This is a genomic window from Streptomyces botrytidirepellens, from assembly GCF_003721215.1.
Taxonomy (GTDB): domain Bacteria; phylum Actinomycetota; class Actinomycetes; order Streptomycetales; family Streptomycetaceae; genus Streptomyces; species Streptomyces himastatinicus.
This window is the reverse complement of sequence record NZ_RIBZ01000778.1, coordinates 1-11,527: the sequence shown is the minus strand read 5'-3', so window position 1 is coordinate 11,527 and position 11,527 is coordinate 1. Positions and strand designations below refer to the sequence as shown.

9 protein-coding genes are annotated in these 11,527 nt (G+C 71.2%); 5 read left to right on the top strand and 4 right to left on the bottom strand.

The window, feature by feature from the left end; translation table 11 throughout:
* Both EEJ42_RS39675 and EEJ42_RS39670 read right to left on the bottom strand, forming a co-directional pair.
* The coding region (locus EEJ42_RS39675) for an AfsR/SARP family transcriptional regulator (protein ID WP_184503492.1) at positions 1 to 926 on the bottom strand (926 nt) is incomplete at its 3' end.
* A 1-nt stretch (position 927) separates the two neighbouring features.
* A complete protein-coding gene (locus EEJ42_RS39670; RefSeq protein WP_123107007.1) occupies positions 928 to 2,220 on the bottom strand; it encodes a M18 family aminopeptidase in 1,293 nt (430 codons plus the stop codon).
* A 192-nt stretch (positions 2,221 to 2,412) separates the two neighbouring features.
* On the opposite strand from EEJ42_RS39670, the gene EEJ42_RS39665 reads away from it, so the two are divergent.
* The gene (locus EEJ42_RS39665; RefSeq protein ID WP_246097655.1) at positions 2,413 to 3,162 is read left to right on the top strand and encodes a TNT domain-containing protein; all 750 of its coding nucleotides are present in this window, start codon (positions 2,413 to 2,415) and stop codon (positions 3,160 to 3,162) included.
* 17 nt (positions 3,163 to 3,179) lie between these two features.
* Positions 3,180 to 3,545, top strand: a complete 366-nt coding sequence (locus tag EEJ42_RS39660) for a hypothetical protein (protein ID WP_123107006.1) — start codon at positions 3,180 to 3,182, stop codon at positions 3,543 to 3,545.
* 97 nt (positions 3,546 to 3,642) lie between these two features.
* Here EEJ42_RS39660 and EEJ42_RS39655 read toward each other — a convergent pair whose 3' ends face one another.
* On the bottom strand, positions 3,643 to 5,469 hold the full coding sequence (locus tag EEJ42_RS39655; protein ID WP_123107005.1) for an acyl-CoA dehydrogenase: 1,827 nt from the start codon (positions 5,467 to 5,469) through the stop codon (positions 3,643 to 3,645).
* Between the two features lie 161 nt (positions 5,470 to 5,630).
* Here EEJ42_RS39655 and EEJ42_RS39650 point away from each other — a divergent pair, with 161 nt between their 5' ends.
* Together EEJ42_RS39650 and EEJ42_RS39645 are read left to right on the top strand one after the other, a co-directional pair.
* Positions 5,631 to 6,128: an SseB family protein gene (locus tag EEJ42_RS39650; RefSeq protein WP_123107004.1), complete on the top strand. Its 498-nt coding sequence runs from the start codon at positions 5,631 to 5,633 to the stop codon at positions 6,126 to 6,128.
* 131 nt (positions 6,129 to 6,259) lie between these two features.
* Positions 6,260 to 7,213: a pirin family protein gene (locus EEJ42_RS39645; RefSeq protein ID WP_123107003.1), complete on the top strand. Its 954-nt coding sequence runs from the start codon at positions 6,260 to 6,262 to the stop codon at positions 7,211 to 7,213.
* A 7-nt stretch (positions 7,214 to 7,220) separates the two neighbouring features.
* Here the strand turns inward: EEJ42_RS39645 and EEJ42_RS39640 are convergent, their stop codons facing one another.
* Positions 7,221 to 9,347, bottom strand: a complete 2,127-nt coding sequence (locus EEJ42_RS39640; protein ID WP_123107002.1) for an ATP-binding SpoIIE family protein phosphatase — start codon at positions 9,345 to 9,347, stop codon at positions 7,221 to 7,223.
* A gap of 118 nt (positions 9,348 to 9,465) precedes the next feature.
* Here EEJ42_RS39640 and aspS point away from each other — a divergent pair, with 118 nt between their 5' ends.
* Positions 9,466 to 11,283, top strand: coding sequence for an aspartate--tRNA ligase (aspS, locus tag EEJ42_RS39635; RefSeq protein ID WP_123107001.1), 1,818 nt, complete (start codon positions 9,466 to 9,468; stop codon positions 11,281 to 11,283).
* The last annotated feature ends 244 nt before the right edge of the window (positions 11,284 to 11,527 follow it).

Below are 11,527 nucleotides of genomic sequence, written 5' to 3'. Positions count from 1 at the left end.
GGCCGCGGCAGCAGCTCCGGCGCGGGGCCGGAGGCCGCCGCGGGTGCGGCAGGCACCGCCGGGGTCGCCGCCTCGCCCCCGACGCGCGGATCACGCGGATCACGCGGATCACGCGGAGCGCGCGGTTCACGGGAATCGCGGGGATCGCGAGCCTCGGGCTGCGGTTCCGGCACGGGCGCGGCCCGCAGGATCTCCTGGTACGCGGCGCTCAGCCGCTCCCCCGGGTCGACGCCCAGGTCGTCGGCGAGCATCTCGCGGGTGCGGTGGAACCAGGCGATCGCGTCGGACTGCCGCCCGGTGCGGTACAGCACCAGCATCAGGTCCGCGATCAGCCCCTCGCGCAGCGGATTGCCGAGGGCCGCCGGGTGCAGCACGCCCGCCGCCTTCTCGTACTCGCCGAGCGCCCCGTGCGCCCGGGCGAGGGCCTCCACGGCGGTCAGCCGCCGCTCCTCCAGGGCGTGCGCGGCCGCCGCGAACGGCGGGCTGGCCACCGTCCCGGTGAGCGCCGGGCCGCGCCACAGCCCGAGCGCTTGGCGCAGCATCGGCACGGCGTCGGCCGGGGCCGACTCGGGGTCGGCGCGGGCCACCAGGTCGTCGAAGCGCACGGTGTCCACGAGCGTGGCGGGCAGCCGGAGCAGATAGGCGGAGCTGTGAGTGGTCAGCTCGACGCCGTGCGCGTCGGCGCCGCCCTCGGCGAGGGCCGCGCGCAGCCGGGAGACATGGCCCTGGATGACGGTACGGGCGTGGGCAGGAGGCTCGTCCTCCCACAGACCCGCGACCAACTGCTCGACGGAAACGGTCGAGTTGGGGCGCAGGAGCAGCATCGCGAGCACGCTGCGGCGCTTGGCCGGTCCCAGCGGAAGCTCGACGGGGGCCTCCACGGGGCCCGTGGTCACGGTCACGGGGCCCAGCAGGGAGAAGTCCAACTCAGCCCTCCAGAAAGGCGGTCAGTGCCTTGGCGAGCAGCCGCGGGTCCTGTGCGCCGCACAGTTCGCGCGCGGAGTGCATGGACAGGATCGCGACGCCGATGTCGACGGTGGCGATGCCGTGCCGGGCGGCGGTGATCGGGCCGATCGTGGTGCCGCACGGCATCGCGTTGTGGGAGACGAAACTCTGCCAGGGCACGCCCGCGCGCTCGCAGGCGGCGACGAAGACGGCCCGCCCGGAGCCGTCGGTGGCGTACCGCTGGTTGACGTTGACCTTGAGGATGGGACCTCCGTTGGGCCGTGGGTGATGGCCCGGTTCATGGCGTTCGGCGTAGTTGGGGTGGACCGCGTGGCCGGTGTCGGAGGACAGGCAGACGGTCCCGGCGAAGGCCCGGGCCCGGTCCTCGTAGCCGCCGCCGCGCGCGTAGACGGAACGTTCGAGCACGTTGCCGAGGAGCGGGCCGTCGGCCCCGGTGTCGGACTGGCTGCCGTTCTCCTCGTGGTCGAAGGCGGCGAGCACCGGGATGTACGGCAGCTCCGGGCGGGCCGCGACGGCGGTGAGCGCGGCCGTCCCGGCGTGCACGGACAGCAGGTTGTCCATCCGGGGCCCGGCGACCAGCTCCCGGTCCCGGCCGAGATAGGCGGGCGGCTCGACGCTGTGCACCATCAGGTCCCAGCCGGTCACGTCCTCGGCCGCCACCCCGGTCTCCTCGGCGACGAACCGGATGAGGTCGCCCTCCTCGACGCTGCCCAGCCCCCAGATGGGCGTCATGTGGCGCTGCTTGTCGAGCTTGAGGCCCTCGGTGTTCACCGACCGGTCGAGATGTACGGCGAGCTGCGGCACGCGCAGCAGGGGTCTGTCGACGGTGACGAGATGGCTGGAGCCGTCCCGGAGGGTGATCCGGCCGGAGAGCCCGAGGTCGCGGTCGAGCCAGGTGTTGAGGAGGACGCCGCCGTAGATCTCGACGGCGATCTGCCGCCAGCCGTGCGCCCCGGTGTCGGGGATCGGCTTGACGCGCAGATTGGGAGAGTCGGTGTGAGCGCCAACAATTCGGTATGGAGTGGACGGGCTCGCGTCCTCCGGCACGTACCAGGCGACGATCGCGCCACCCCGCAGGACGTACCGCCCGCCCGCCGCGCCGTCCCAGGCCGCCGTCTCCTCGACCTGCCGGAACCCCGCCTTCTCCAGGCGCTCTGCCGTGTTCGCCACCGCGTGGTACGGCGAGGGGCTGGCGCGGAGGAAGGACATCAGGTCATCGGTATGGCCGCGGTCGATGCCGGGGTGTGCGCTCATGACATCAGCATAGATTCGGGACCGCCCCGCCCGCCGGGGAGCCGGTCGCCAGGGGGCGGGTGGTGAAGGGGACCCATCCGTGGGGTCGCGTTGATCCAATCTGATGAAAACACGTCAGACCGGCGGTATAAAACTCGCGTATCTGCCGATAGTCCCCTTAACCGCTCACCAACGCACTCAAGGGGACAGCGGATGCGCGTTCTTCGACACCTCCTCGTCATCCTGGGGTCGCTGCTGCTGCTGTGCGGCGGCGGACAGGCCATGGCGGACCCCGCCGGGCTGCTCCCCGCCGGGCGGTTGCCCGCCCCGGCTCCGGCGCCCAAGCCCACGCCCGATGCCGCGGGGGCGGAGGACGGAGCCGATGCCGGTGCCAAGGGCCACCCGCCCTGTCCCACCACCGACCGCACCGGGGGGACCAACTCCGCGCCCACACAGCCGTTCCAGCGGTACTACAAGGGCGACTGGCGGCTCGGGCCCGCCGAACTTCCGCGCAGGGGCGCGATCGGGCAGATGCTGAGGGGCTACGAGCGGCTGGACGGCCTGTCGGCCTCCGCGTTCCTGAATTGCTACTGGAACGAGCAGTCCGGCGGCTGGTGGTACCCGTACCCGGACGGCTGGGTCCTGCTGAACGGCGTACCGCTCAAGACCACCATCACCCTGAAGGCGGGTCAGAAGGTCGATCTCTTCGGCAGCGGCTTCGGCCACTTCCTCGCCCCGGCGGGCACCCCGTACGCGGAGCGCGCGCTGCCGCCGAGCAACCTGAACACCTACGATCCGGCGTACCCGTACGGCTACCACCTCTACGAGGTCACCAAGCCGTTCCTGGTGGACGCCGGGCCCATCCGACCCTGGTTCGGCCAGCCGGGCTTCGGGCTGCAATACCTGACGGGACCGTCGATTCCTCAGCTCGTTGCCGCGGGTAACCTGCGGCCGCTGAACTGACCGCGCATCCTGGTGCCGTGGACAGAACGGAACTCGTCCGGGTGCTGCGCGCCGAGCAGGTCCCGGACGCTTTGTACGACATTCCCGGCGCGGCCGACATCGAAGTCCAGCCGGACGCCTACTACTTCCTGCGGCCCGCGCCGGACGGCGGCTGGGTGACGGGACTGTGGGAGCGCTCGGTGGACAAGGACGTCAGCCGCTTCGCCACCGAGGACGAGGCGTGCCAGGACCTGCTGGCCAAGCTGCGGGCCCGGCCGCGTCCGCCCGGGGCCGGGCAGGAGACGGTCGAGGACCTGCTGGCGCAGGGCGAGGAGCTGCGGCGCCAGGCGCGTGAGGAGGTGGAGCGGGCCCTGCGGGAGCACCCGCCCGACAAGGGGGCCTGACGAGGAGGCCCGTCGAGAAGGCGCGAAAAGGCGGGAGCCGGCCGCCCCCCGGTGAAGGAGAGGGGCGACCGGCTCCCGGGTCTGCGGAACGAGGGTCCTAGAAGGCGGCCTCGTCCAGGTCCATCAGCTCCTTGGTGACGGACTCGGCCAGCGCGCGCTGCACCGAGACGCCCGGCAGGACCTCGTTGGCGAAGAACTTCGCGGCCGCGATCTTGCCCTCGTAGAACGGCACGTCCTTGGTGGCCGCCCCGCCCAGCTTCTCCGTGGCCACGGCCGCGCCGCGCAGGAGGAGGTAGCCGATCACCACGTCGCCGGAGGCGAGCAGCAGCCGGGTGGCGTTGAGGCCGACCTTGTAGATCGAGGAGACGTCCTGCTCGGTGGCCGAGAGGTCGGTGAGCATGGCGCCCACGATCCCCTCCAGGTCGACCGCGGCCTGGGCGAGCCGGTCGCGGGCCGGGGCCAGCTCCTCGCCGCCGGCGGCCTCCGCCAGGAACTTCTTGATCTCCTCGGAGAGGACGGTCAGCGCCTGGCCCTGGTCCCGGACGATCTTGCGGAAGAAGAAGTCCTGGCCCTGGATGGCGGTGGTGCCCTCGTAGAGGGTGTCGATCTTGGCGTCCCGGATGTACTGCTCCAGCGGGTACTCCTGGAGGTAGCCGGAGCCGCCGATGGTCTGGAGGGACTGCGCCAGCTGCTCGTACGCCTTCTCCGAGCCGTAGCCCTTGACGATCGGCAGCAGCAGGTCGTTGAGGCGGCTGTCGGCCGAGGCGTCCTCGCCCGCGGCCTCCTTGACCATGATCTCGTCCTGGACGGAGGCGGTGTAGAGGACGAGCGCGCGCAGGCCCTCCGCGTACGCCTTCTGCGTCATGAGCGAGCGGCGCACGTCCGGGTGGTGGGTGATGGTGACGCGCGGGGCGGTCTTGTCGGTGAAGGCCGCCAGGTCCGGGCCCTGGACGCGCTCCTTGGCGTACTCCAGCGCGTTGAGGTAGCCGGTGGAGAGGGTGGCCATGGCCTTCGTGCCGACCATCATCCGGGCGAACTCGATGATCTTGAACATCTGGCGGATGCCGTCGTGCTTCTCGCCCAGCAGCCAGCCCTTGGCAGGGGCGTCGGCGCCGAAGGTCAGCTCGCAGGTGTTGGAGACGCGCAGACCCATCTTGTGCTCGACGTTGGTCGCGTAGACGCCGTTGCGCTCGCCCAGCTCACCGCTGTCCCAGTCGAAGTCGTACTTGGGGACGATGAACAGGGACAGGCCCTTGGTGCCCGGTCCCGCGCCCTCGGGGCGGGCCAGCACGAAGTGGATGATGTTGTCGGAGACGTCGTGCTCACCGGAGGTGATGAACCGCTTCACGCCCTCGATGTGCCAGGTGCCGTCCTCCTGCTGGACCGCCTTGGCGCGGCCGGCGCCCACGTCCGAGCCCGCGTCGGGCTCGGTCAGCACCATGGTGGAACCCCACTGCTTGTCCACCATCAGCTGCGCGATCTTCAGCTGCTCCTCGGTGCCCTCGTCGTGCAGCACCCCCGCGAAGGACGGGCCGGACGCGTACATCCAGATCGGGGTGTTGGCGCCGAGGATCGTCTCGGCCGAGGCCCACAGCAGGGAGCGCGGGCAGGAGGTGCCGCCGAGGGCCTCCGGCACCCCGAGACGCCACCACTCGGCGTCCATGTACGCCTGGTAGCTCTTCTTGAACGACTCGGGCAGCGGCGCCGTGTGCGTCTTCGGGTCGAAGACCGGCGGGTTGCGGTCCGAGTCGGCGTAGGAGGCGGCCAGCTCGTTCTCGGAGAGCCGCGATATCTCGGAGAGCACGCTCTTGGCGGTCTCGACGTCCATCTCCGCGAACGGGCCGGTGCCGTACAGCTTGTCGCGGCCGAGCACCTCGAAGAGGTTGAACTCGATGTCGCGGAGATTCGACTTGTAGTGCCCCATGGCGACGGCTCCGTAAGGCTCGGGAGAGGCAGGGACCTCTTCGTGGCGCGGTATCGATCAGCAGAGTCCGGTGCAGTCAATCCGGTGTCGCCATGATGCTACCCGTGGGTAATAAAGGGCAACCCTCAACCCGCCAACTGTGACTCAGTACGCTTCGGTCCATGTACGGCTACGACCAGAACGCGAGCGCAGGGCAGGGTTACGCCGCCCCGCCACCTCCGCCGCAACAGCAGCCGCATTCGTCACACCACTCACAGCCGGGCCCCGGCTACGGTGGGCAGCCGCTGTACCCCGAGCCCTCGCCGCCGTCCCTCGCGGACGCGGTGCGCGCCTTCACCACGGGCTCGATGGCGGCGGAGGACTTCCAGCAGATCTTCGCGACCTCCAAGGTCTACTGTCCGCGCGGTGACAACCCGGGTTTTCTCGCGCTGCACAACACCCAGCAGCCGGTGATCCCGATGTTCACCTCGCTCAAGGAGCTGCGGCGGTACGCGGGCAAGGAGTCCAAGTACTTCGTGATCACCGGCGCCGAGGTGATCGACTTGCTGCCGACCGGCTACGGCTTCGTCCTCGACATGGAGGGTGAGCACCGCATGGTCTTCGACGCGAAGGCGGTGGAGCAGATGGTCGACTTCGCCATGCGGCGCATGTATGGCTAGACGCCATCGCTTCGCGGACGGCTGAGGTGTCCCCCACACCCCTCGTGTCCCACTAGAGCCGGAATAGGGCCCCTCTTGCGGGTCGTTCAGCCTTCAATTAAGTTGAATGGTGAACGACCGAGGAGGCCGTCATGCCCGCAGTGACCGTAGACAACCCCCTGACCCTGCCCCGGGTCGCAGCCCCCGCCGAGGCGCGCCCGCGCCCGGCGCTCGGCGTCTCCACCGCGCCCAGCGGCTTCGAGGGGGAGGGATTCCCGGTGCGGCGCGCCTTCGCCGGCATCGACTACCAGCACCTCGACCCGTTCATCATGATGGACCAGATGGGCGAGGTGGAGTACGCGCCGGGCGAGCCCAAGGGCACCCCCTGGCACCCCCACCGCGGCTTCGAGACCGTGACGTACCTCATCGACGGCACCTTCGTGCACCAGGACTCGCACGGCGGCGGCGGCACGATCAACGACGGCGACACCCAGTGGATGACCGCGGGCTCCGGGCTGCTCCACATCGAGGCCCCGCCGGAGTCCCTGGTCATGTCCGGCGGCCTCTTCCACGGGCTCCAGCTGTGGGTGAACCTGCCGAGCAAGGACAAGATGATGCCGCCGCGCTACCAGGACATCGGTGGCGCCAAGGTCAAGCTGCTCACCTCCGCCGACGGCGGTGCGCTGCTGCGGCTGATAGCGGGCGACATCGACGGCCACCAGGGGCCGGGCATCACCCACACCCCGATCACCATGCTGCACGTCTCGCTGAACCCGGGCGCCGAGCTGACCCTGCCCTGGCGCGCCGACTTCAACGCCCTGGCCTACGGGCTCGCCGGACGCGGCACCGCGGGCGCGGAGCAGCGGCCCTTCCGCACCGGGCAGACGGTGGTCTTCGGCGAGGGCGACGCGCTGACGATACGGGCGGACGCGGCGCAGGAGTCGCGCAGCCCCAACTTCGAGGTCGTGCTGCTCGGCGGGCAGCCGATCCGCGAGCCGATGATGCACTACGGCCCGTTCGTGATGAACACCCACGCCGAACTGGCCCAGGCCTTCGACGACTTCCGCGCCGGAAAGCTCGGAACGATACCGGCCGACGCCGAGTAGGGCGGGGTTACTCCGGCGCGGGCTGCTCCGGCGCGCGCTCGTGCAGCTCGTACCAGATGCACTTGCCGTCGCCGCGCGGATCGACGCCCCAGGCGTCGGCCAGCATTTCCATCAGCATCAGCCCCCGCCCCGACGACGCGAGTTCGCCGGGGCGGCGGCGGTGCGGCAGCTCGTCGCTGCCGTCCGCGACGTCGAGGCGCAGCCGCCTCGACCCGCGCCGCCCGCTGACCTCGGCGACCAGCAGGGCGTCCCCATCGGTGTGCACCAGGACGTTGGTGACCATCTCCGAGAGCAGCAGCACCGCCGACTCGACCTGGTCCGGGTCCGCCCAGTCGTGCAGCATGTCGCGCAGCTGGCGGCGGGCGCCCGCTATCCGCTCCGGCTCGGCCTGCGCGAGCGTGACCGCGGTACGCCGCACCGGCGCCGAACCGGGTCCGACCAGGCACACCTCCGCGTCCCGGCGGATCAGCAGCAGCGCTATGTCGTCCTCGCGGCGGTCGGCGAGGGGGCCGGTGGTGTGGTGCGAGGGCGGCCCGTGCACGGCCTGCACCAGGGCCTCGGCGAGCGCTTCCAGGTCATGGGGGCCGTCGGTCGCGGTCGCCGGGTGCTCGAAGATCGACCGGATCCGGTCCCAGCCGGTCTCCAGGTCGTGGCCGCCGGTCTCGATCAGCCCGTCGGTGCACATCAGCAGCGTCTCGCCGGGCTCCAGCACCACCCGGGTGGTGGGGTAGTCGCCCTCCGGGTCGACGCCCAGCGGCAGCCCGCCCGCGGTGGGGCGGATCATCATCGTGCCGTCGGCCAGCCGGACCGCCGGGTCCGGATGGCCCGCGCGGGCGATGTCCAGGGTGCCCGCGACCGGATCGACCTCCATGTACAGACAGGTGGCGAACCGCGGATCGTGTCCCCCGTCCCCGCCGGGGTCCGTGAGCCCGGACAGGAAGCGGGAGGCGCGGGCGAGCACCGCGTCCGGGTGGTGGCCCTCGGAGGCGTACGCCCGGACCGCGATCCGCAGCTGCCCCATGATCCCGGCGGCCCGGACGTCATGCCCCTGGACGTCGCCGATCACCAGGGCGGTGCGCCCCGAGGGCAGCGCGATCACGTCGTACCAGTCGCCGCCGACCTGGAGCCCGCCGCCCGTCGGCACGTAGCGCGCGGCCACCGTGAGCCCCGGGATGTCGGGCTTGGCGGCGGGCAGCATGGAGCGCTGGAGGCCGTCCGACAGCTCACGCTCGGTCTCCTGGAGGGCGGCCCGGGACAGCGCCTGGGCCAGCATCCGCGCGATCGTGGTGAGCACCGAGCGCTCGTCGGGCGAGAACGCGACCGGGTGCGCGAACCCGGCCATCCACGCGCCGATGGTGCGGCCCGCGACGATCAGCGGCAGAAAGGCCCAGGAACGGCGCTTGAGGGGCCGCATCCGACGCCAGGCGGCCGGGAACCGGCCGCGGTACTCGTCCGGCGAGGGCAGGTAGACCGCCCGGCCGGTGCGGACCACCTCGGCCGCCGGATGGTCGGTGGCCGCCGGCATGTCGGCGGCGGGGTGCTCGGTGTCGATCCGGTGCCCGTGGTGGCCGATCAGCGAGATCCGGTCGCCCTTGACGCCGAAGACCGCGAGCCCGTCCGGCGAGAAGCCGGGCATGGAAAGCCCCGCGGCCACCCGCAGCACCTCGGCGGTGGACATCGCCTCGGCCAGCGCCCGCCCCGCGTCCAGCAGGAACGCCTCGCGGTTGCGCCGCCAGTCGCCGGTGACCGGGGTGCCGCCCGCGGTGGTGCCGGGCAGCGGCTCGGGGACCTCCTGGAGGGTGCCGAGCAGCAGCTGCCCGTCTTGGCCGTCGGTGCGGTCGACCGGCCGCGACCGGGTGCGCACGGTGCGCAGCACCTTGCCCTTCTCGTCCACGATGCGCATCCGGGCCTCGGCGAGGGTGCCCTCGGCCGCCGCCAGCGCCACAATGGACTGGATCTCCAGCCAGTCCGCCGGGTGGAAGCAGGCCCGGGCCGCGGCCTCGGGGAGCGTGACCGCCTCGGCGGGCAGGCCCACCAGGCGGGCCGCTTCGGCGTCGTAGGAGACGGCGCCCGCGACGCTGTCCCACCGCCACAGGCCGGTCGCTATGGCGGCCAGCAGGTCCTCGGTGCGCATTGCGCTACCTTATGGGCATTTTCCGCGCGCTTACCAGTGAAGGTCACGGCGCCGGTAGGCTTGGCCGGAAGCTACACGAGGGTACGCAACACTCCCGACCTGACGACTTGGATGAATGATGCATCGGTACCGGTCCCACAACTGTGGCGAGCTCCGCGCCGCTGACGTCGACACCGACGTACGGCTCTCCGGCTGGCTGCACAATCGACGGAACCTGGGCGGCATCCTCTTCATCGATCTGCGCGACCACTACGGCCTGGTGCAGCTCGTCGTCCGGCCCGACACCGCGGCCAACGAGAAGCTCAGCTCGATCTCCAAGGAGAGCGTCGTCCGCGTCGACGGCCGGGTGATCGCCCGCGGCGCCGACAACGTCAACCCCGAGCTGCCGACCGGTGAGATCGAGGTCGAGGTCGCCGACGTCGAGGTGCTCGGCGCGGCCGACCCGCTGCCCTTCACCGTCTACCCGGAGGACGGGGTCAACGAGGAGCGGCGTCTGGAGCACCGCTTCCTGGACCTGCGCCGGGAGCGGATGCACCGCAACATCATGCTGCGCTCCGCCGTGATCTCCGCGATCCGGCAGAAGATGACCGCGCAGGGCTTCAACGAGATGGCGACCCCGATCCTGTCCGCCACCTCGCCCGAGGGCGCGCGCGACTTCCTGGTCCCGTCCCGGCTGCACGCGGGCAAGTTCTACGCCCTGCCGCAGGCCCCCCAGCAGTTCAAGCAGCTGCTGATGATCGCGGGCTTCGACCGCTACTTCCAGATCGCGCCCTGCTTCCGCGACGAGGACGCCCGCGCCGACCGCTCGCCGGGCGAGTTCTACCAGCTCGACGTCGAGATGAGCTTCGTCGAGCAGGAGGACGTCTTCGAGGTCATCGAGAAGGTGATGACCGACCTGTTCGAGGAGTTCGGCAACGGCCGCCACGTCACCTCGCCGTTCCCGCGGATCCCGTTCCGCCAGGCGATGCTGAAGTACGGCTCCGACAAGCCCGACCTGCGCGCCCGGCTGGAACTGGTCGACGTCAGCCATGTCTTCGCGGGCTCCGGCTTCAAGGCGTTCGCCGACAAGCACGTGCGCGCGCTGGCCGTGCCGGACACCGCCGAGCAGCCGCGGAAGTTCTTCGACCAGATGGGCGAGTTCGCGGCTCTGCAGGGCGCCAAGGGGCTGGCCTGGGTCCGGATCGGCGAGGACTCCAAGCTCACCGGGCCGATCGCCAAGTTCCTCACGGACGAGGACGTCGAGAAGCTGATCGCCGAGGTCGAGGGCAAGCCCGGCACGTCGATCTTCTTCGGCGCGGGCGACTTCGACGAGGTCTCCAAGATCATGGGCGCGGTGCGCGTCGAGGCCGCCAAGCGGACCGGCCACTTCGAGGAGAACGTCTTCCGGTTCTGCTGGATCGTGGACTTCCCGATGTTCGAGCGGAACGAGGACACCGGCGAGATCGAGTTCTCCCACAACCCGTTCTCCATGCCGCAGGGCGGCCTGGAGGCGCTGGAGAACCAGGACCCGCTGGACATCCTGGCGTGGCAGTACGACATCGTCTGCAACGGCACCGAGCTGTCGTCCGGCGCCATCCGGAACCACGAGCCGGACGTGATGTTCAAGGCGTTCGAGATCGCCGGATACTCCCGCGAGGAGGTCGAGCGGGAATTCGGCGGCATGCTGCGGGCGTTCCACTTCGGGGCGCCGCCGCACGGTGGCATCGCCCCCGGCGTCGACCGCATCGTCATGCTGCTCGCCGACGAGCCGAACATCCGCGAGACCATCGCGTTCCCGCTCAACGGCAACGCCCAGGACCTGCTGATGGGCGCGCCCAGCGAGGTGGACGAGGCCCGGCTGCGCGAGCTGCACCTGTCGGTGCGCAAGCCGCAGATCAAGCAGGCCGAGAAGGCCGAGAAGGCTGAGAAGCCGGTTGAGGGGAACAACGCCGGGTAACGGCGCGGAAGAGAGAGGAGTCCGTGCCCGGTGCTTTCCGAGGGGCGGAGGACACAGTGAGGGTACGGATTCCGGCCGTTGCGACGGCTGTGGCTCTAGCGGTGCTCGCGGGCTGCGCGGGGCCCGGGGACGGGTCCCGTAAGCACGCGACGGACGCCAAGGGCACCGCGGACGCCAAGGGCACCGCGGGCCGGTCCGGCGCGGCGGGCGCCCCCACGGGCACGCAGAGCCCCGCCGGGCGGCC

Coding starts and splice junctions, on each gene's coding strand:
- EEJ42_RS39655 (WP_123107005.1), bottom strand. CDS start 5,469: ATGGGGCACTACAAGTCGAATCTCCGCGACATCGAGTTCAACCTCTTC.
- EEJ42_RS39650 (WP_123107004.1), top strand. CDS start 5,631: ATGTACGGCTACGACCAGAACGCGAGCGCAGGGCAGGGTTACGCCGCC.
- EEJ42_RS39645 (WP_123107003.1), top strand. CDS start 6,260: ATGCCCGCAGTGACCGTAGACAACCCCCTGACCCTGCCCCGGGTCGCA.
- EEJ42_RS39640 (WP_123107002.1), bottom strand. CDS start 9,347: ATGCGCACCGAGGACCTGCTGGCCGCCATAGCGACCGGCCTGTGGCGG.
- aspS (WP_123107001.1), top strand. CDS start 9,466: ATGCATCGGTACCGGTCCCACAACTGTGGCGAGCTCCGCGCCGCTGAC.
- EEJ42_RS39670 (WP_123107007.1), bottom strand. CDS start 2,220: ATGAGCGCACACCCCGGCATCGACCGCGGCCATACCGATGACCTGATG.
- EEJ42_RS39665 (WP_246097655.1), top strand. CDS start 2,413: ATGCGCGTTCTTCGACACCTCCTCGTCATCCTGGGGTCGCTGCTGCTG.